The following is a 19,064-nucleotide window of genomic DNA, read 5'->3' as shown; positions in this document are numbered from 1 at the left end:
ACCCCGCTCTCCGCACCCCCGCGGACAGTCCGATGAATGATGAATAAGGGGGCCGCCGTGATGACTCTGCGACGCGAAGCCTTCCTCGGCCACGTGAAGGAACGCGGCGAGTACGACAGCAGCAACGAGGCGGACCGCGCGGTCCGGGTGGTGCTCGCCCTGCTCGGCACGCACCTGGTCGGCGAAGTCCGCGCACAGCTGGCGACGCGCCTGCCCGAGGAGTTCGCCCTGATTCTGCTCAATCCGCTGCAGAGCGCCGAGCCCCTGCCCCCGGAGCGGTTCGTCCGGGCGACCGCCGCCTGGATCGAGGGCGCCACCGAGCAGACCGCGGCCTGGGACGTCAGCGCCGTGCTGTCCACCGTCGCCGACGCCGCCGGCGACGACCTGCTGGGGCAGATCCTGCTTCAGCTCCCCGTCGGCTACGACCTCCTGTTCGGCCGCCCCCAGCCCACCTGACCATGACCCGTGATGCCGCACCCCGGCACCACCCCACCCATCCTGGCGAAAGGCATGCACTGCAGTGATCTCCGACGAGCCCGTATCGCTTGAGTACCAGCAGCCGTACGGGGCGGCATACGAGCAGATGCTGGAGAAGGTCCGCTACGAGGGCGCCTACCCCACCCGCGAGCGAGCTGACGAAGCCGTCCGCCTGGTCCTCGCTGGACTGGGGCGCCAGGTGACCGGCGACGAACGCGTCGACCTGGCCGCCTGCCTGCCCCTGGAAGCCGCCCGCGTGCTGACCGCGCAGACCCCCGACACTCAGCCTCTGACCGGCTGGGCCTTCGTCAAAGACCTCGCCGCCCGCATTGGCGCCTCCCTGGCCACCACCCGCTGGGACACCGGCTCCGTCTTCTCCGCCGTCGCCGCCTACGCCGGCCCCGACCTGACCACCCGCGTCCTCCACCAGCTCCCCACCGGCTACGCCCTCCTGTTCGGCCGCGCCGAACTCACACCCGCCGCGTAGCCGGCGACGTGCGGGCCGGACGCGATCGCCGCGGCACTGTCCGCTCTGCGCCTCGGGACCCGCGAGTGCACCGACGAGTCGTCAGCCCCGCCGAGCGCACCAGGCCCGGCAAGGCGTGCGGGGACGTCGCCGTGGATCGTGTCGGCTGAGTTGTGGATCGCTGGACCCAGCGCTGCAGAGTGGCGACCGCCCCGGCTCGATGCAGGCGACGTCCCGGCTACGTGGGCCATCGCCGTCTCCCGCGATGGCCACCCGGGGCGGGTCGGTTCAGCGTGATGTCGCCGCCGCCATCACCGTCGCCGGGCGGTTGGACCGGGTCCGGCGGGAAGAGGTTCAGGGTGTTCCGGACGATGGGCCGGACCGGGCCAGGCGGCCAGAAGGCCAGGGTGTTGCGAGCGATGGGCCGGACCGGGAATAGCTGGCTGGGCAGGGCTTGGGCCGTTGGGGCGCTGAGCATGATGGTTGCCGTAACGAGCGCGGCGCCGATCGTCGGCTGGTAGGCGCCGGTCAGGGCCGGCAGCTGACGCACGTCCAGGTAGCAGCACAGCCGTACGCCAGGCTCGCCAGGGGCCCGGGGTGTCCGGTCCGCTGACGCTCGACAGTGACCTCGCCGCAGATTTCGTCGATGAACTTGAGCTGTTCTGCGGCGCCAGAAGGTCACCGATGTGCTTGAGCGAGCACTCCAACAGGTCGGGGACTCCGGAGCACGCGTGAAGCGGAGACGGCGTTGAAGCAGTAGCCGCTGCGGCTCTCGTCGTCGGCACAATCCCGAACAGCGGAATCGCGATTGATCCTGATGACCGGTCCAGGGAACCACGCGAAGTCCCGTCGTCACCCCGGAGGGCGGGCCCCGCGGCGTCGTGGGGGTGCCTCCCGGTTGGGCGCAGCCGAGACTGGGGGAGCGTGCTCTCGGCGTGCCGGGCGGAGCCCCGCGTACTGGATGTACTGGAGGTTCGCCCCCTACCGACGCCGTCGCCGCAGCCCCCGCAGCGCGAACAGCGCGGCACCGGCCACGGCGACGGCGATGGCGCCGGTCTTGAGGTCGCCGCTCAGTCCCTCGCCGCCGGAACCGTCCGAGGCGGCCGAACTGCCGCTGCCGGAGGGCGAGCCCGACTCACCGGCCCCGGGAGCGTCCTGCGGCTCCACGGGACTGTCGGCCCCCTCGGCGCCGTACATGAGCTTCTTCCCGTCGGCGGTGTAGGTGACGGACTCCCCCTGCCCGAGGAACGGCACCCCGAGCCGCTCCCTCTTCTTGATCTTCCCGCCGTTCCAGTCGTACGCGATCGCCCCGAAGTAGCTGCGTACGACGAGGTGTTCGGCGTCCGGGGAGAGCGTGGCGTCGGTGGCCTCCAGGTCGGGGACGGCCGCGACGGGCCGGAAGACGTTGCTCCCGGTGGGAGAGAGCTCGGCCGGACCCTCGTACAGATGCCCGCCCTTCTCGTTCTTGTCGACGATGTAGACACGGCCGGTCTTCGGGTGCACCACGAGCGACTCGGCGTCCCGCGCGCCGTCGGAGTACTTCACGACGTACTGCGTGGCCTTGACGGTCTGGTCGCGCAGGTTCTTCGGCTCGGGCAGCCGGTAGATCCACACATACGGCCAGCTGCCGCCGAGGTTGTCGCCGATGTCGCCGACGTAGATCTGGTTGTCGGGCCCGATGGAGATGGCCTCGACATCGCGCGGGCTGCCCACCCCGGCCATGGTGATGGTGGCGACGGTCTCGCCCGTAGCGCTGTCGACGGCGTAGAGAAACGCCCCATCGTCGCTGTCGTTGTGCGTCCAGTAGATGCCTGCGTGCTGGCGGGACGCCGCCAGGCCACTCGACTCGGTGATGCGCGGATCCTTGATCGTGAACTCCTCGTCACCGTCGGCGGCGGAGGCGGGCACGGCGAAGGCGCCCACGAGGAGAGCCGCGGCGAGGAAGGCGAACGGTCTGCGCATGCCCCAAGACTGCCATCCCGCTCCGCGGTTCACCGGCACAACGGATCACGGACGAGACGCATCACAGGCGAGAGGCATCACGGACGCCCGCCGGGGGCACCCCCGGTCCGCCGCCGTCGCGCGTGGCCCGACTCACACGCCGTCCGGCGGCCCGAGCCTCCCGTGATCCTCCATGATGAGCGGATGCTCAGGTTCATGCCCGTAGGTGACTCCATGACGATCGGAAGCACGGGCGAACACACGTGGCGCTACCGGATCTGGCAGCACCTGTGCCGTTCCTACGGCGGCCCCTTCACCCTCGTCGGCCCGCGCGAGACGCTCTACGACAAGCTCGACGAGGCCCCGACGTCGTACGCCTACGCCGAACCGGACTTCCCGCGCGCCCATCTGGCCGGGTGGGGCGAGGGCTGGCTGCACATGGCCCCGCTGATCGGCGAGGCGGTGCGCAAGCACCGCGCCGACGTTCTCCTGGTCTCCCTGGGCCTCATCGACCTGGGCTTCTACACGAACGCGGAGCAGACCGCCGAGAACGTCCGGGCCTTCACGGCCGAGGCACGGGCGGCGAACCGGCGGGTGCGGATGGTGTGGCTGCCGGTGACCCCGAACGTACGGGCCCAGACGGACCCGGCGTTCGCCACCGAGGTCACCCGCTTCAACGAACTGCTGGCGAAGGAGGCCGCGGACCTCGACGAGCCCGGCTCCCCCGTCCTCCTGGCCTCGACCCCGCCGTCGTACGACATCCCCACCGACACCTACGACGGCACGCACCCGGGCGCGAGCGGCGAGCACAAGATCGCGGCGGCGTTCGCTGAGGCGATGTACCAGGCATGGGACCTGGGCGAGCCCTACGAGGCGTAACTCTCCCTGATCACCCCGGCCAGGAACTCCGCGCAGGCCCGGGGCGCGAGGTCGTCCCAGCGCTCTGCCTCCTCCCCGAGGTAGATCGCCCGGGCGTGGGCGAGGACGGGCCGGTGTTCTGCGGGCAGACGGTCGAGCGCCCACTCGGCCGCCGCGTCCTTGGAGCGGATGTCCCCGGTGGTGAGGGTGGTCCAGATCCGGGCGAGGGTGAGCAGCACGTTACGGGTGTCGGAGTCCAACTCGTCCATCAGCTCCGGCACGCCGGCGACGACGGCCCGCCTGAGGTCGGTGTGCGGAACGGGATCGAGGAGGTCCGCGGGCGGCGGCCCGTGGAGCGGGGCGTCGGCGCGCAGCACCATGGTGAGCAGCGGCGCCAGATCGGGGCTGGGCTCCGGCCTCGGGATCACCCCGCGCTCGTACTCCTCCCGCAGCCAGTCGCCGTAGAGGAAGTCGCAGGTGGGCGGGTAACGCCAGGGCCGTACGTCGTCCCGCACCACGACGATCAGCTCGACGTACCGCCGCCCGCCCACACCGGACACCTCGAGCAACTCCTCGACCACTTCCCGGCGTTGTGCGTACGTCATGGACTCCCGCACGACGGCCAGGACGTCGATGTCGCTGAACGGACGCAGTCCGCCGAGGGTGGCGGAGCCGTGGAGGTAGACACCGAGGAGGGTGTCGGGGAGGGTGCGGTGGAGGAGCCTGACGAGGTGATCGGCGGCAAGGACGGTCATCGTGGCGCACAGTACGCGGGTACGTGCTTGCTTGGAGCGCACTTCAAGACGTTGGGTTGGGCAGCATGAAGTACACGCAGCTCGGACGCACGGGACTCAAGGTCAGCCGGCTCGTCCTCGGCACCATGAACTTCGGACCGCAGACCGACGAGGCCGACAGCCACGCCATCATGGACGCGGCGCTGGACGCGGGTATCAACTTCTTCGACACGGCCAATGTCTATGGGTGGGGCGAGAACAAGGGCCGCACCGAGGAGATCATCGGCAACTGGTTCGCCAAGGGCGAGGGGCGGCGCGACAAGGTCGTCCTCGCCACGAAGGTGTACGGCAACATGGGCGCCGACGGCCCGGCCTGGCCCAACCACGACAAGCTCTCCGCCGTGAACATCCGGCGGGCGGTGGACGCCAGCCTGAAGCGGCTCCAGACGGACCACATCGACGTCTACCAGTTCCACCACGTCGACCGGGACACCCCCTTCGACGAGATCTGGCAGGCGATCGACGTCCTGGTCCAGCAGGGCAAGATCCTCTACGTCGGGTCGTCGAACTTCCCCGGCTACAAGATCGCCCAGGCCAACGAGATCGCCGCCCGGCGCGGCGGGACCATCGGGCTGGTCAGCGAGCAGTGCCTCTACAACCTCGCCGAGCGGCGTGCCGAGATGGAGGTCATCCCGGCCGCGCGGGACTACGGCCTGGGCGTCATCCCGTGGTCGCCGCTGCACGGAGGCCTCTTGGGCGGCGTGCTCAAGAAGGAGGTCGAGGGCGGCCGCCGTGCCTCCGGCCGCGCGGCCGACGCGCTCGCCGACCCCGCCTCCCGCGCGCGGATCCAGGCCTACGAGGACCTGCTCGACAAGCACGGCATCGAGCCCGGCGAGGCCGCCCTGGCCTGGCTCCTCACCCGCCCGGGCGTGACCGGCCCGATCGTCGGCCCGCGCACGGCCGGGCAGCTCGACTCCGCCCTGCGAGCGGCCGACCTGGACCTGTCCGAGGAGCTCCTGACCGGCCTGGACGAGATCTTCCCGGGCCCGGGCCCGTCACCGGAGGCCTTCGCCTGGTAGCGCCCCCCGAAGGGGCGCGGGGAACTGCGCGACCAGCCCCCCACCGGCCCGCGGCCGGCGAACAGCCGTCCGCAGTTCCCCGCCGCCTACCTCCCCAGCGCGGAAGCCAGGGCGACGACGAGAAACATCAGCACGAGCACACCGGCCATGATCCGGTTACGGGTTTTCGGGTCCACGGCACCGAGCCTAACCGGCACCCCCGAGTGCCCACCGACCGACCGCCTCGTACCGGGGCTGCTCCCCCGGAACCCCCGAGGTCGGCAGATTGCTCCGCACCAGCGCCAGCTCGCCCACCGTCCAGGTCCGGCTGGTGAACCCGGCCAGGGCGTCCAGATACGCCCGTACGTCCCGCGCCTCCCGGCTCCTGGCGATCGTCAGGTGAGCCTTGTACCGCCGGTGCTCCCCCATGGGCACCCCCGCCTTCCGCGCCGCCGCCTCGGCCCGGTCGGCCAGCAGCCGCAGGGTCGCCAGGTCCCCCTCGGCCCCGGCCCACAGCGCCCGGCCGTGCCCGAACTGTCCTCCGCCCCGCACGGCCAGCGGAAACACGTGGGTGCGGCGAGCGACCCGCTCCAGCCGGTCCGACAGCTCCGGCACGAGCTCGTCGTCGACCTCCCCGTAGAAGGCGAGCGTGAAGTGCCAGCCGGCCCGTCCGGTCCAGCGCATCCCGTCCGCTCCGGGCAGCTTCCGCAACGCGTCCACGGCGGTGCCGAGTTCACGGGTCACCTCGTCGGGAGGCAGTACAGCGGCGAAGACTCTCATGGGGCCAGCCTGGCACCATGAGGCCATGGAGATCACCATCCGAGAAGGCGGTCCCGACGACATTCCCGCGATACTCGGCATGCTCGACAGCTGTGTGGAGTGGCTGGTCGCGCAGGGTCGTACGGGGCAGTGGGGGACGAAGCCCCTGTCCCAGAGCCCGAAGACGGTGGAGTCGGTCGGCCGGTACATGGGCGAGGGCAGCGTGTACCTGGCCGAGGCCGACGGCGTCCCGGCCGCCACCCTCACCCTCACCGACTCGCCCGGCGCCTATCTGTCCCACCTCTCACCACCCGGCGAGCCCGAGCGGTACATCCACTGGCTGGCCTCCGACCGCCGCTTCAAGGGCCACGGCCTGGGCGGCGCGCTCCTCACACACGCCGCCGAGGAGACCCGCCGGGCCGGGGTGGGCCTCCTCCGCGTGGACTGCTACGCCGGCGACGACGGCAAGCTCGTCCGCTACTACGAGACCAACGGCTTCACCCGCACCGACTCCTTCACGATCGGCGAGAACAACTGGCCGGGCCAGCTACTGGCCCGGAGGGTGTAGGCGGCCTCCAGGCCCGGGCGTGTCCCGGTCACCGTGCGTATCGTTGTACTGCGCGGCCGGCTCCATCCGCGGGTGCGGCCGGGGAGGAGCGCCACGATGACCGTCCTTGCAGACAGGATCGAGATGGCCGACAGCAGCGGTGAACTCACCCTCGACACGATGTTCGAGTGGGTGGAGACGATGCCGGTCCCCGAGGGCTACAAGGTCGAGATCGTCGGGGGGAACATCTGTATGGCGCCTCAGCGGGACACCCACTGGGACATCATCGCGGACATCTACGACCAGCTGCGCACCAAGTATCCGCGCAAGCGCGTGAAGTCCGACGTCCGTGTCGACTACCCGGGCCATCTCAACGGCTTCGCCTCCGACATCACCGTGATGGCTGAGGGCGCTGCGAAGAACGCCAAGAACCTGTGGCGCTACGAGGACGTCGAGTTCGTCGCCGAGGTCATCTCCAGGAAGACCGCCGCCAACGACTACGGCCCCAAGAAGGACGCCTACGCCGCGGCCGGCGTGCCGGTGTACCTGATCGTAGATCCGTACACCGGCCGCTGGCATCTGCACACCCAGCCGAAGGACGGCGAGTACCGGGGCGAGCTGAGCCTGGACTTCGAGGACGAGATCGACCTGACCGCAACCGTGGTCGGGCTCGTCCTGAAGACCGGCGAGTTCCCCCGAGACTGACCCCAACCAGCCCCCTACGCCGCCGGAGCCAGTGCCTCCTGCTGCTCCCGGGGGACGAACCGTACCCGTGGGTGGCCCTGGTGCCAGCCGACCGACAGCCGCAGATTGCCGACGCGCGCCAGGATCAGGCCGATCACGACCGCCGCCACCGCCGCCACCGCACCACCGGCGGCCAGCCCCACCCGAGCGCCGTACGTGTCGGTGATCCAGCCGACTATCGGGGCGCCGACCGGGGACCCGCCGAGGAAGACCATCATGTAGAGGGCCATGACACGGCCGCGCATGGCCGGGTCCGTGGACATCTGGATGCTGGTGTTCGTCGTGACGTTGACCGTCATGCCGAACAGGCCCAGCGGAACCATCAGCAGGGCGAACAGCCACAGCGTCGGTGTCGTCGCCGCCACGATCTCCAGCGCCCCGAAGACCATGGCCGCCGCGATCAGCAGCCGCAGCCGGGCCGTACCGCGCCGCGCGGCGAGCAGCGCGCCCGCGACCGAACCCACCGCCATCAGCGTGTTGAACATGCTGTAGGCGCCCGCGCCCGCGTGGAACACGTCGTCCGCGAAGGCCGAGAGGTAGACGGGGAAGTTGAAGGCGAAGGTGCCGACGAAACCGACCAGGACGATCGGCCAGATCAGCTCGGGCCGGCCGGTCACATAGCGCACGCCCTCCCGCAGCTGCCCCTTGCCGCGCGGGGCGCGTTCCACGGCGTGCAGCTCACGGGCGCGCATCAGCAGCAGACCGGCGAGCGGCGCGACGAAGGACAGGCCGTTGAAGAGGAAGGCGAAGCCGGTGCCGACGCCGGTGATGAGTATGCCCGCGACAGCGGGGCCGACCAGGCGGGCGGACTGGAAGTTGGCGGAGTTCAGGCTGACCGCGTTCTGCAGCTGCCCGGGGCCGACCAGCTCGGAGACGAAGGACTGCCGGGCCGGGTTGTCGACGACCGTGGCCAGACCCATCGCGAAGGCGGCGACGTACACGTGCCACACCTGGACATGGCCGGTGAGGGTGAGGACCGCGAGGGCGAGGGCGGTGAGGCCCATCGACGACTGGGTGACGAGCAGGGTGGGCCGCTTGCGCAGCCGGTCGACGAGGACACCGCCGTAGAGGCCGAAGAGCAGCATCGGCAGGAACTGCAGCGCGGTCGTTATGCCGACGGCGGCGGAGGAGCCGGTGAGACTGAGGACCAGCCAGTCCTGGGCGATGCGCTGCATCCAGGTGCCGATGTTGGAGACGACCTGCCCCATGAAGAACAGGCGGTAGTTCCTGACCTTCAGGGAGGAGAACATCGAGGACTTGCGCGGGAGTGTGTCGGAGGCGGGCGGGGAGTCGTGGGGATCAGGTGCGGGTGCGGAAGCTGCTCCGGTTCCCGTACTCAAAAGGGTTCGCCTCCTTGCGACGACTACGGCTTACAGATGCGCGAGCTTCTCCAGCACGGGGGCGGCGGCGCGGAGTTTCGCCCACTCGTCCTCGTCGAGGTCCTCGACCAGGGTGGCCAGGAACGCGTTCCGCTTGCGGCGGCTCTCCTCGAGCATCGTTTCGGCCTGCTCGGTGCGCGTCACGACCTTCTGGCGCCGGTCCTCGGGGTGCGGCTCCAGACGGACCAGCCCCTTCGCCTCCAGCAGCGCCACGATGCGGGTCATCGACGGCGGCTGGACGTGTTCCTTGCGGGCGAGCTCGCCCGGCGTGGCCCTGCCGCAGAGGGACAGGGTGCCGAGCACCGACATCTCGGTGGGGCTGAGCGACTCGTCGACACGCTGGTGCTTGAGCCGACGGGACAGCCGCATCACGGCGGATCGGAGGGAGTTCACGGCGGCTACGTCGTCGCCATGGCTGAGGTCCGGCATGTTCTTTAGCGTAACTCATTACTCTCGCTAAAGAGCACCGGGGCGCGCGAAAACACCCGTGACCCTGGCCACTTACCCGTGACATCACTCATATGGGTGACGCGACAGCGGAACGCGACCCACCGCACCGAAGGATGCCGCGACCCTCATGCCCATGGGGACCAGCGTGCTCAGCCTGCGAATAGACCACGACCTGCTCGACCGGCTCCGGCACCACGCCGCGAAAAGGGGAATGAGCGTCCAGGACTATGTCGTCCGGACGCTCATCCGAGATGACTTCGACGAACGGTTCCAGACCGCCGTCGAGGAGACGGAGAGGTTCTACCTCTGATCTTGGCCAGTGCTCCGCGCTTCAGGGCGGGGGTGAAGGCCGTCCTTGGGCCGGAGGCGCGAAGCGCCGGAGGGCTCTGCGCCTCCGTGGTGACGATCAGACGGGGCGCTGCTGGTTCTCGATGTACTGCTTGACAACGGTCAGGGGTGCCCCGCCGCAGGATCCGGCGAAGTAGGAACCGGAGCTGACGCCCTTGAGGGAGTTGACCAGCTTGGACAGCTGGACTTTGGGCGGGTAGTGCACGATCAGGTGGACGTGGTCCTGTTCTCCGTTGAACTGCTTCAGCTCGGCCTCGAAGTCGTCGCAGACCTCCCGCATGATCTCTTCGGTGCGGGTCAGCATGGCGTCAGTGAACGCCTTCCGCCTGTATTTAGTGACGAAAACCAAGGGAACGTGCAGGTTGTAGACAACGTGGCGACCGGTTCTGACATCGGGATTAGGGTTCCAGCGCGGTGACATAAACCAACGCTAGGGTCTCGATTGTGAGTCAAGGCACCCTGGTCAAGCGGCAGTTCGGGCACCGTGCCCGGCTTGCACTGTCGCCTGCCGGGGTGGCGAAGGCTGATAGCCAGGCGCACGCGGCCCGCACCATGTGGAACCTGCTGCACGCCTGGTGGCAGATGATGCCGAAGCCAGAGCGGACTCTCACGAACGCGGACGCCGCGATCCGCCAGGCCCGCGAGGACATCGGTTTTCTCGCCGTCCTGCCCGCGCAGGCCGCGCAAGCGGTACTCAAGACGTACTTCCAGGCGTGGAAGAACTGCTGGGACGGGCGCTCCGACGCCCCGAACTTCAAGGGCCGGTTCCGCACGGTGATGTCCGTGGACATCCCGCAGGGCCGGGACCTGAACATCGTCCGCGTGCACCGCCGGTGGGGCATGGTCAACATTCCCAAGGTGGGCCGGGTCCGGTTCCGGTGGACCAAAGACCTTCCGGTAGGCAAGCGTGCAGATACCCAGAACCGGATCACCGGGGCCCGGCTGATCAAGGACGCACTCGGCTGGCACATCGCCTTCCGTGTCCAGACCCTTCAGGGCAGGCCCGAGCCCCATGAGGGGCCGGACATCGGCATCGACGTGGGCGTCACCGTGCCCATCGCCCTCTCGGACGGCGATACGTACGAGCACGGCGAATGGCTGACCGGCAAGGAGAAGGACAGGCTCCTGCACCTGGAGCAGCGCGCCGCGCAGCGTAAGCGGCACCGCAGGCCCGGCGAGCGCACCAGCCGCCGGCTGCAGCACACCTACGACCAGATCGCAGGGCTCCGCGCGAAAGCCAAGCGCCGGGCCCTCGACTGGCAGCACCAGACGACCACCACCATCGCCCGTACCTACGGCACCGTCGTGGTCGAAGCACTCACCATCACGAACATGGTCAAGTCCGCCAGGGGAACGATCGAGGAGCCGGGGAAAAACGTCGCCCAGAAATCCGGGCTGAACCGCTCCATCAGCCAGGAGGCATGGGGCCGCACCGTCACCATGCTGGCGTACAAGACCGCTCAGCTCGGCGGCACCCTGGTCAAGGTCCCCGCCCCCGGCACCTCCCGGCGCTGCTCGGCGTGCGGATTCATCACACCCGGCAGCCGGGAGTCCCAGGCCGTGTTCGTGTGCAAGAACCCGGACTGCGGCTGGTCGGGCAACGCCGACCACAACGCAGCCCGCAACGTCTTGCACCTGTACCGGATGGGCCACGCGCTCATCCCGGCTGCCGGGAGGGCAGTCGTCAGGCGCGCCAAGCGCGTCAAGCCCGCTACCGCAAGGTAAGCAGGAATCTCCCGGCTTCAGCCGGGAGAGCACTTCAAGGAGTCACCTGAGGGCCCGGCCCGTCCCGTCCCCGTCCGATCACGTCAGCCCCAGCGCGGGCATCAGGTAGTAGAACCCGAACACCGCCGCCACCGCGTACATCGCCGCCGGGACCTCCCGGCCCCGGCCGGCCGCCAGGCGCAGCACAGCGAAGGTGATGAAGCCCATGCCGATGCCGTTGGTGATCGAGTACGTGAACGGCATCATCAGCATCGTCACGAAGGCCGGGACGGCGATCGTGTAGTCCGCCCAGTCGATCTCCTTGACGGAGCCGGAAAGGATCAGGAAGCCGACCGCGACCAGGGCCGGGGTGGCCGCCTGGGACGGCACCATCGTGGCGACCGGCGTCAGGAAGAGGGCGAGGGCGAAGAGCCCGCCGGTGACGACGTTGGCGAGACCGGTGCGGGCACCCTCACCCACACCCGCCGTCGACTCGACGAAGGCGGTCGTGGCCGACGACGAACTCGCACCACCGGCGGCGACGGCGAAGCCGTCCACCAGCAGCACCTTGTTGATGCCGGGCATCTGCCCCTGCGCGTCCGTCAGCTTCGCCTCGTCGGAGACGCCCATGATCGTGCCCATCGCGTCGAAGAAGCACGACAGCAGCACGGTGAAGACGAAGAGCACGCCGGTCAGCATGCCGACCTTCTCGAACCCGCCGAACAGACTGACCTGCCCGACCAGCCCGAAGTCAGGACTGGCAACGGGATTCCCGGGCCACTTCGGAGTGGTCAGCCCCCAGCTCGGCACATCGACCACGGCCTCGATCACGACCGCGACCACCGTCATGGCGACGATCGAGATCAGGATCGCGCCGGACACCTTGCGCACGATCAGCGCGAGCGTCAGCAGCACGCCCAGCACGAAGACCAGCACCGGCCACCCGTTCAGATGGCCGTCACCACCGAGCTGAAGCGGCACGGTCGTCTGCGCGACATCCGGAATCCGGGAGACGAAGCCGGCGTCGACCAGCCCGATCAGCATGATGAACAGACCGATACCGATCGAGATGGCCTTGCGCAGCCCGAAGGGCACGGCGTTCATCACCCGCTCGCGCAGCCCGGTCGCGACCAGCAGCATCACGACGAACCCGGCGAGGACCACCATGCCCATCGCATCCGGCCAGGACATGCGCGGAGCCAGCTGAAGCGCGACAACCGAATTCACACCCAACCCGGCGGCGAGCGCGATCGGCACATTGCCGATGACACCCATGAGGAGGGTGGTGAGGGCGGCGGTGAGGGCGGTCGCGGTGACCAGCTGGCCGTTGTCCAGCTGGTGGCCGTACATGTCCTTCGCGCTGCCGAGGATGATCGGGTTCAGCACGATGATGTAGGCCATCGCGAAGAAGGTGGCGAGACCGCCCCGGACCTCGCGGGACAGGGTGCTGCCCCGCTCGGAGATCCGGAAGAAGCGGTCGAGTGCACCGTATGTGGGCCCGGCTCCCGGTGGGGCGGGGACCTGGGCGGGAGCCGAGGACGACATGTGTTTGGTGTTTCCTACGAAGAGAAGTGGTCAGACACAAACCGTTTCAGTATGAACATATAAACCCCCGAACGACCATCTCCGCGCGTAGACCTGATCGCCTCGTAAGCTGTCCCCATGGCGAAGTGGACCCCCAGGCACGAGGCGCCGGAGCCCCTGGAGGGCCCCGTGGTCGCCACCATCATCGGCGGCACGATTCTGTGGTTCCTCCTCTTCCTGGTTCAGCTTCCCTTCTATGGCTGGTTCGACGACCACGGCCGCACCTGGTGGCTGTGGACGTGCCTGGCCGGGGCCGGGCTCGGGCTGATCGGCATCTGGTACGTCCGCAAGCGCGATGCGGCCATCAAGCGGGCCGCTGCCACCCAGGACCAGGCCCCGACAGCGAGCCCCTCGGCCCAGTAGCCCGGCGTCGGTGCTGAGGCCGGGTGGGTGCGCAACTCGGCGCGATGAGGTGCCGCTGCGCCCACCCGTGCCGCCCTTAGCGGCACGCATGCCCGCAGCTGGGTCGGCACGCATGCCCGCAGCTGGGGGACTACGCAAGGGGACGTGTCGGGGGGTGTTCGCCCGCAGCGGTTGGCGCGTCAACGAACAGTGAGCCGGTTCGCAAGACCATCGCGCCAATCCGAGGACGGACACCACCCGGCGCGGCCCCGACCCCCCACCCACCGCGCAGGCGCCGACGAGACACCCACCCGCCCCCTCTCTACGCTCGAAAGGAACCACCGCCGAACCGGTGAGGAGCGCAGCCATGACGACGCAGAACAGCGCGGTCGACGCCGATCGGGCTCTGAAGGCCAAGCACCGGGCGATGTGGGCCCAGGGCGACTACCCGTCCCTGGCCGCCGAGGTCATCCCCGGCCTGGGAGCGGTCCTGGTCGAGGCATGCGGGGTGCACCCCGGCCAACGCGTACTGGACGTGGGTGCCGGCAGCGGCAACGCCGCGATCCCCGCGGCCCTGGCAGGTGCGGACGTCATCGCCTCCGACCTGACCCCGGAACTGTTCGGAGCGGGCCGGCTCGCGGCCGAGAAGCAGGGCGCCACCCTCACCTGGCAGGAGGCCGACGCCGAGGCCCTGCCCTTCGCCGACGCGGCATTCGACACCGTGGTGTCCTGCGTCGGCGTCATGTTCGCCCCGCACCACCAGCAGGCCGCCGACGAACTCGTCCGCGTCTGCCGCCCCGGCGGCACCATCGGCCTCCTGAGCTGGACACCCCAGGGCTTCATCGGCCAGATGTTCGCCACGATGAAGCCGTACGCGCCCCCACCCCCACCCGGCGCCCAGCCGCCCCCGCTCTGGGGAGACGAGAAGCACGTACGCGCCCTCCTCGGCGACCGCGACCGGGTCACGGACGTACACGCCGAGCGCGGCACCGCCCGGGTCGACCGCTTCGCGACGCCCGAGGCGTTCCGGGACTACTTCAAGGAGCGCTACGGCCCGACGATCGCCGTCTACAAGAACATCGCCGACGACCCCGACCGCGTCGCCGCCCTGGACCGCGCCCTGGTGGATCTCGGCCACGACGGCGCGGCCCGGGAGTGGGAGTACCTCCTGCTCACCGCCCGCCGAGCAGGCTGACACAGAGGCCCGGCACCAGGGTCCGGCGACGTACAACTGCCGTACGACCAGGGCACGACACCCCTCCTCCCCAGGTCGGATCTTCCCCGCATTCGGCAGGTGAAGCGGCAAATCCGCACGTACCGTCGAATGCATGACGCATCTCGACGCGGGTGCCCGGCTCGACTCCGCGCGGCCGGCGACGGTCACCTCGCCCGTGACCGGCCTGACCGGTGCTCAGGTCGCCGAACGCGTGGAGCGCGGGCAGATCAACGACGTGCCGGTGCGCAGCAGCCGCTCCACCGTCGACATCGTCCGCGCGAACGTCTTCACCCGCTTCAACGCGATCATCGGCATCCTCTGGCTGATCATGCTGGTCGTCGCACCGATCCAGGACAGCCTGTTCGGCTTCGTGATCCTCGCCAACACCGGCATCGGGATCGTCCAGGAATGGCGGGCGAAGAAGACCCTGGACTCCCTCGCACTGATCGGCGAGGCCCGCCCCACCGTCCGCAGGGACGGGGACGCCACGCAGGTCAGCACCTCCGAGATCGTCCTCGACGACCTGATCGAGATCGCCCCCGGCGACAAGATCGTCGTCGACGGCGTCTGCGCGGAGGCCGACAACCTCGAGATCGACGAGTCGCTGCTCACCGGCGAGGCCGACCCGGTCGTCAAACGCCCCGGCGACCAGGTGATGTCGGGCAGCTTCGTGGTCGCGGGCGGCGGGGCGTTCCAGGCGACGAAGGTCGGCCGCGAGGCCTACGCCGCCCAGCTCGCCGAGGAGGCCTCGCGCTTCACCCTCGTCCAGTCCGAGCTGCGCTCCGGCATCTCCACGATCCTCAAGTACGTCACATGGATGATGGTCCCGACCGCGATCGGCCTGATCATCAGCCAGCTGTTCGTGAAGGAGAACGCCTTCGACGACTCCGTCGCCCGCACGGTCGGCGGCATCGTCCCCATGGTCCCCGAGGGCCTGGTCCTGCTCACCTCCGTCGCCTTCGCCATCGGCGTCATCCGCCTGGGCCGCAAGCAGTGCCTGGTCCAGGAACTGCCCGCGATCGAGGGGCTGGCCCGGGTCGACACCGTCTGCCTCGACAAGACCGGCACCCTCACCGAGGGCGGCATGGACGTCACGGAGCTGCGGCCACTGGGCGACGCCGACGAGGCGTACGTACGACAGGTCCTAGGCGCCCTCGGCGAGTCGGACCCGCGCCCGAACGCCTCCCTGAAGGCGATCATCGACGCCTACCCGGACGGCGAGCAGTGGCGCTGCACCCAGGCGCTGCCCTTCTCCTCGGCGCGCAAGTACAGCGGCGCCGCGTTCGCCGAGGCCGGCGGGGAGACGAGCACCTGGCTGCTCGGCGCACCGGACGTCCTGCTGCCCGACGACGACCCGGCCCTCGCGGAAACAGGCCGGCTGAACGAACAGGGCCTACGGGTGCTGCTGCTCGTCCGCGTCGCACGCGACCTCGACGACGCCGAGGTGACCGAGGGGGCGAAGCCCACCGCGCTGGTCGTCCTGGAGCAGCGGCTGCGCCCGGACGCGGCCGACACCCTGCGCTACTTCGCCGACCAGAACGTCAAGGCCAAGGTCATCTCCGGCGACAACGCGGTGTCGGTAGGCGCGGTAGCAGCCAAGCTCGGACTCTCCGGAACCACGATCGACGCCCGCCGGCTCCCCGCCGACCAGGACGGGATGGCCGACGCCCTCGACGACAGCACGGTGTTCGGGCGGGTCACCCCGCAGCAGAAGCGGACCATGGTGGGGGCGCTGCAGTCCCGGGGGCACACGGTCGCGATGACGGGTGACGGGGTGAACGACGTCCTCGCCCTGAAGGACGCCGACATCGGAGTGGCGATGGGCTCGGGCTCGGAGGCGACCCGGGCGGTAGCGCAGATCGTGCTGCTGAACAACAGCTTCGCCACCCTGCCGTCGGTGGTGGCCGAGGGCCGCCGCGTGATCGGCAACATCACGCGCGTGGCGACCCTGTTCCTGGTCAAGACGGTCTACTCGGTGCTGCTGGCCGTCCTGGTGGTCTGCTCACAGGTCGAGTACCCGTTCCTGCCGCGCCACCTGACCCTGCTCTCCACACTCACCATCGGCGTCCCGGCGTTCTTCCTCGCGCTCGCGCCCAACAAGGAGCGGGCGAGGCCGAACTTCGTCCGGCGGGTCATGCGGTACTCGATCCCGGGCGGAGTGGTGGCCGCGCTGGCGACGTTCGCGACGTACCTCATCGCCCGGGAGCACTACACGGGCGCGGGTGCGCTGGACGCGGAGACCAGCGCCGCGACGCTGACCCTCTTCCTGATCTCGATGTGGGTCCTGGCGATCATCGCCCGCCCCTACACCTGGTGGCGCGTCGCCCTGGTGGCGTCGATGGCCGGGGCGTTCCTGCTGGTCCTGGTGGTGCCATGGCTCCAGCACTTCTTCGCGCTGAAGCTGGTCGGCATGACCATGCCCTGGATCGCGGTCGGCATCGCGGTGGTGGCGGCGGCCACCCTGGAACTCACGTGGAGATGGGTGGACCGCCGCGTTCCCGCGTAGCGCTCGGCTTCGGCCGTGAGACCGCCGCCGGATGGTCGTCTGCGGGACCGTTGTGGCTGGTCGCGCAGTTCCCCGCGCCCCTTTCGGGGCGCGTTCCTACTTGACGTCGACGAAGTCGCCCGTGGCGTTGACCGCCGGGGTGGTCGTCGTGCCCGCGAAGGAGTAGCGGAAGTAGCCGTCGGTCGACGCCTTGACCGTGGTCTTCAGCTCACCCGTGGAGTTCGACTTGATGGTCTTCACCGTGGTGTAGGTGTTGGAGTTCTTCTTACGGAACTGCAGCTTCACCGACTGGTTGGTGTAGCCGTGGTACTTGTTGTCGTCCCAGTTGGCGCGGGACAGCTTGCCGGTGACGGTGATGGTCTTGCCCTTCTTCACCGGCTCGGGCGAGGCGTTGACCGTCAGCTTGGAGAAGCGCTGGAGCTTGAAGGAGTTGGTCGGGTCCGTCACCGCGACACCGACCTTGTCCAGGTTCGGCTCGTCCGGGTTCTCGCCGTTGAAGGCGACCGCGAAGCCCGCGGCCTTCCAGGAGCCGGCGTCCTCGTTCAGCAGCGCGAACGGGTCGATCTCGACGGTGGTCTTGCAGTTGGCGACGGTCGCGGAGGAGTCCGTGCAGCTCGCGTCGTTGCTGTCGAAGAAGAAGGCGGAGTCCTCGAAGGAGGCGCCGCGGTACAGCTCGATGCCCGCGAAGAAGTCGTCCGCGTGGATGTCGACGTCCGCGCCGTGCGTCAGCTTGAAGGAGACGGGCACCTTCACCAGGTTGGTGGTGCCGGCGGAGATGTTCTTGCCGTTGTTGACCTTGACCGAGGAGAAGGTCGCGTTCAGGGCGTACGGCTCGCCGTCCACGGCGCCGACGAAGGCCGACCGGCCGGAGCCGGCGTGAACGACCTCGCTGGCGGCGGCGATGTCCGCGGGAACCTTCGGCTCGGCGGCCTGCGCGGCCGGCACGGCGAAGGCGGAAAGGGCCAGGGCGCCGGTGACGGCGGCCACGGTGGCTCGGATACGCATGCGTTCTCCAGGTGGAGAGGGACCCCGGCGCTCGTCGTCGGCTCCTGGGGCCCAAGTGATCATGGAGTCTGTTGACTCACGTGATCAGATGCGCGACGGATGCGCATGGTTGTACAAGAAGTGAAAGCTCTGTGCGAAGATTTTCACCGTCGCTCGAACGGCTCCGTTCACCAGGTCAGGGACGGGCCATCCTGACCTCGACCTGAGACCGGAGATCGCGGATTGAGTTACCCGTTCGAGTTCGGCGAGAAGACACTTTGGGACGCGGGCTACCACAGCGGACAGCTGTACGCCTCCCTCGCCCAGGGAGCGGCCGGTTTCCTCGATGTGCCGTCCGGGCTGACGCACACGCCACAGGGTGGATGTGCGGTGGATCGCGATGCGTTCCAAGCGTTTGTCCAGCGGCTGTACGACCGGTGCGCATCCACCACCAGCAAGGTGTGGTGGGACCTGGCACGCGGGCTGCTCGTCACCTCGCTCGTGCTGCTCGACCGCTCGGGCGGCGCCATCGTCCTGCGGCCCGAGGACGCGTCGACCCTCGATGAGGAGAAGACGGCCCTGGCCCGAAACATGGCGTCGTAGCGGAGCGCTCCCTATCGGACGGACGGGGCAGTGAACGACAGAGAGCTGATCGGGCAGATCCGCGCCAGGCCGGGACTCTACGGCCTCATCGGCGCGTACTACCCGACGGTCACATTCCTGGACGGATACGATCTCGGCCGTTCGGGCGCGCTGTTGCAGGGGTTCACCGAGTGGCTCGTCGCACGCAGGGGCGAGCAGACCAGTCTCGACTGGCAGGCCCTCGTCCTTGAGGAAGCGTTCCCGGATGCCGGTATTCGGAACTGGACGGCCCTGGCCCAGGACCAGCAACAACCCGCCGTGGATCATTTGTTCAGCCTCCTGCTCGCCTTTCTGGCCGAGCGGGACGCCGACTAGGCGACACAGG

At 69.3% G+C, this 19,064-nt stretch carries 22 protein-coding genes; 13 read left to right on the top strand and 9 right to left on the bottom strand.

What is annotated here, in order from left to right; all coding sequences use genetic code 11:
• Window positions 1-60 precede the first annotated feature (60 nt).
• Both ACIBK5_RS08430 and ACIBK5_RS08425 read left to right on the top strand, forming a co-directional pair.
• Window positions 61-456: a DUF2267 domain-containing protein gene (locus ACIBK5_RS08430; protein ID WP_399017500.1), complete on the top strand. Its 396-nt coding sequence runs from the start codon at window positions 61-63 to the stop codon at window positions 454-456.
• A gap of 64 nt (window positions 457-520) precedes the next feature.
• Entirely contained in the window at window positions 521-964 is a 444-nt protein-coding gene (locus tag ACIBK5_RS08425) for a DUF2267 domain-containing protein (protein WP_399017498.1), read from the top strand.
• A 217-nt stretch (window positions 965-1,181) separates the two neighbouring features.
• On the opposite strand, the gene ACIBK5_RS08420 is transcribed toward ACIBK5_RS08425, so the two are convergent.
• A complete protein-coding gene (locus ACIBK5_RS08420) occupies window positions 1,182-1,625 on the bottom strand; it encodes a DUF6207 family protein (protein WP_399017497.1) in 444 nt (147 codons plus the stop codon).
• Between the two features lie 299 nt (window positions 1,626-1,924).
• Window positions 1,925-2,905 (bottom strand): WD40 repeat domain-containing protein, encoded by a 981-nt coding sequence (locus ACIBK5_RS08415; protein ID WP_399017495.1) that lies wholly within the window; start codon window positions 2,903-2,905, stop codon window positions 1,925-1,927.
• A 183-nt stretch (window positions 2,906-3,088) separates the two neighbouring features.
• Between ACIBK5_RS08415 and ACIBK5_RS08410 the strand changes: the two genes are divergently transcribed.
• Window positions 3,089-3,763, top strand: coding sequence for an SGNH/GDSL hydrolase family protein (locus tag ACIBK5_RS08410; RefSeq protein WP_399017493.1), 675 nt, complete (start codon window positions 3,089-3,091; stop codon window positions 3,761-3,763).
• Here the strand turns inward: ACIBK5_RS08410 and ACIBK5_RS08405 are convergent.
• Window positions 3,751-4,497: an aminoglycoside adenylyltransferase family protein gene (locus ACIBK5_RS08405; RefSeq protein ID WP_399017491.1), complete on the bottom strand. Its 747-nt coding sequence runs from the start codon at window positions 4,495-4,497 to the stop codon at window positions 3,751-3,753. The two genes, ACIBK5_RS08410 and ACIBK5_RS08405, sit on opposite strands and share 13 nt — an antisense overlap.
• Before the next feature lie 65 nt (window positions 4,498-4,562).
• On the opposite strand from ACIBK5_RS08405, the gene ACIBK5_RS08400 reads away from it, so the two are divergent.
• The gene (locus tag ACIBK5_RS08400) at window positions 4,563-5,555 is read left to right on the top strand and encodes an aldo/keto reductase (RefSeq protein WP_399017488.1); all 993 of its coding nucleotides are present in this window, start codon (window positions 4,563-4,565) and stop codon (window positions 5,553-5,555) included.
• Window positions 5,556-5,741: 186 nt separating this feature from the next.
• Here ACIBK5_RS08400 and thpR read toward each other — a convergent pair whose 3' ends face one another.
• Window positions 5,742-6,314: an RNA 2',3'-cyclic phosphodiesterase gene (thpR, locus tag ACIBK5_RS08395; RefSeq protein ID WP_399017485.1), complete on the bottom strand. Its 573-nt coding sequence runs from the start codon at window positions 6,312-6,314 to the stop codon at window positions 5,742-5,744.
• 25 nt (window positions 6,315-6,339) lie between these two features.
• On the opposite strand from thpR, the gene ACIBK5_RS08390 reads away from it, so the two are divergent.
• Both ACIBK5_RS08390 and ACIBK5_RS08385 read left to right on the top strand, forming a co-directional pair.
• Window positions 6,340-6,861, top strand: coding sequence for a GNAT family N-acetyltransferase (locus ACIBK5_RS08390; RefSeq protein ID WP_399017483.1), 522 nt, complete (start codon window positions 6,340-6,342; stop codon window positions 6,859-6,861).
• Window positions 6,862-6,957: 96 nt separating this feature from the next.
• The gene (locus ACIBK5_RS08385) at window positions 6,958-7,545 is read left to right on the top strand and encodes a Uma2 family endonuclease (RefSeq protein WP_399017482.1); all 588 of its coding nucleotides are present in this window, start codon (window positions 6,958-6,960) and stop codon (window positions 7,543-7,545) included.
• Window positions 7,546-7,559: 14 nt separating this feature from the next.
• Here the strand turns inward: ACIBK5_RS08385 and ACIBK5_RS08380 are convergent, their stop codons facing one another.
• On the bottom strand, window positions 7,560-8,924 hold the full coding sequence (locus tag ACIBK5_RS08380; protein WP_399017480.1) for an MFS transporter: 1,365 nt from the start codon (window positions 8,922-8,924) through the stop codon (window positions 7,560-7,562).
• Between the two features lie 30 nt (window positions 8,925-8,954).
• Window positions 8,955-9,392: a MarR family winged helix-turn-helix transcriptional regulator gene (locus ACIBK5_RS08375; protein WP_215120700.1), complete on the bottom strand. Its 438-nt coding sequence runs from the start codon at window positions 9,390-9,392 to the stop codon at window positions 8,955-8,957.
• Window positions 9,393-9,546: 154 nt separating this feature from the next.
• Here ACIBK5_RS08375 and ACIBK5_RS08370 point away from each other — a divergent pair, with 154 nt between their 5' ends.
• Window positions 9,547-9,723, top strand: coding sequence for a ribbon-helix-helix protein, CopG family (locus tag ACIBK5_RS08370; RefSeq protein ID WP_399017477.1), 177 nt, complete (start codon window positions 9,547-9,549; stop codon window positions 9,721-9,723).
• A 96-nt stretch (window positions 9,724-9,819) separates the two neighbouring features.
• On the opposite strand, the gene tnpA is transcribed toward ACIBK5_RS08370, so the two are convergent.
• A complete protein-coding gene (gene tnpA, locus ACIBK5_RS08365) occupies window positions 9,820-10,182 on the bottom strand; it encodes an IS200/IS605 family transposase (protein WP_399017475.1) in 363 nt (120 codons plus the stop codon).
• A gap of 23 nt (window positions 10,183-10,205) precedes the next feature.
• Here tnpA and ACIBK5_RS08360 point away from each other — a divergent pair, with 23 nt between their 5' ends.
• Window positions 10,206-11,486 carry an RNA-guided endonuclease InsQ/TnpB family protein gene (locus tag ACIBK5_RS08360; protein WP_399017473.1) on the top strand — a complete coding sequence of 427 codons (1,281 nt, stop codon included), beginning with the start codon at window positions 10,206-10,208 and terminating at the stop codon, window positions 11,484-11,486.
• 78 nt (window positions 11,487-11,564) lie between these two features.
• On the opposite strand, the gene ACIBK5_RS08355 is transcribed toward ACIBK5_RS08360, so the two are convergent.
• On the bottom strand, window positions 11,565-13,010 hold the full coding sequence (locus tag ACIBK5_RS08355) for an NCS2 family permease (protein ID WP_399017472.1): 1,446 nt from the start codon (window positions 13,008-13,010) through the stop codon (window positions 11,565-11,567).
• A 117-nt stretch (window positions 13,011-13,127) separates the two neighbouring features.
• On the opposite strand from ACIBK5_RS08355, the gene ACIBK5_RS08350 reads away from it, so the two are divergent.
• The 3 genes from ACIBK5_RS08350 (at window position 13,128) to ACIBK5_RS08340 (ending at window position 17,113) form a co-directional block, all read left to right on the top strand.
• Complete coding sequence (locus ACIBK5_RS08350; RefSeq protein ID WP_399017470.1) at window positions 13,128-13,412, top strand: DUF2530 domain-containing protein; 285 nt, start codon at window positions 13,128-13,130, stop codon at window positions 13,410-13,412.
• Window positions 13,413-13,758: 346 nt separating this feature from the next.
• Entirely contained in the window at window positions 13,759-14,586 is an 828-nt protein-coding gene (locus tag ACIBK5_RS08345; RefSeq protein ID WP_399017468.1) for a class I SAM-dependent methyltransferase, read from the top strand.
• A gap of 133 nt (window positions 14,587-14,719) precedes the next feature.
• Window positions 14,720-17,113: an HAD-IC family P-type ATPase gene (locus ACIBK5_RS08340; RefSeq protein ID WP_399017467.1), complete on the top strand. Its 2,394-nt coding sequence runs from the start codon at window positions 14,720-14,722 to the stop codon at window positions 17,111-17,113.
• A 96-nt stretch (window positions 17,114-17,209) separates the two neighbouring features.
• Here the strand turns inward: ACIBK5_RS08340 and ACIBK5_RS08335 are convergent, their stop codons facing one another.
• Complete coding sequence (locus ACIBK5_RS08335) at window positions 17,210-18,118, bottom strand: hypothetical protein (protein WP_399017465.1); 909 nt, start codon at window positions 18,116-18,118, stop codon at window positions 17,210-17,212.
• 222 nt (window positions 18,119-18,340) lie between these two features.
• Here ACIBK5_RS08335 and ACIBK5_RS08330 point away from each other — a divergent pair, with 222 nt between their 5' ends.
• Both ACIBK5_RS08330 and ACIBK5_RS08325 read left to right on the top strand, forming a co-directional pair.
• Window positions 18,341-18,700, top strand: coding sequence for a DUF6086 family protein (locus ACIBK5_RS08330; RefSeq protein ID WP_399017463.1), 360 nt, complete (start codon window positions 18,341-18,343; stop codon window positions 18,698-18,700).
• Window positions 18,701-18,730: 30 nt separating this feature from the next.
• On the top strand, window positions 18,731-19,054 hold the full coding sequence (locus tag ACIBK5_RS08325; protein WP_399017462.1) for a hypothetical protein: 324 nt from the start codon (window positions 18,731-18,733) through the stop codon (window positions 19,052-19,054).
• The last annotated feature ends 10 nt before the right edge of the window (window positions 19,055-19,064 follow it).

Origin of the sequence: Streptomyces sp. NPDC050546 (genome assembly GCF_044457425.1) — a bacterium.
Taxonomy (GTDB): domain Bacteria; phylum Actinomycetota; class Actinomycetes; order Streptomycetales; family Streptomycetaceae; genus Streptomyces.
Note: the sequence above shows the minus strand (reverse complement) of the source record. Positions and strands in the feature narration are given on the sequence as shown.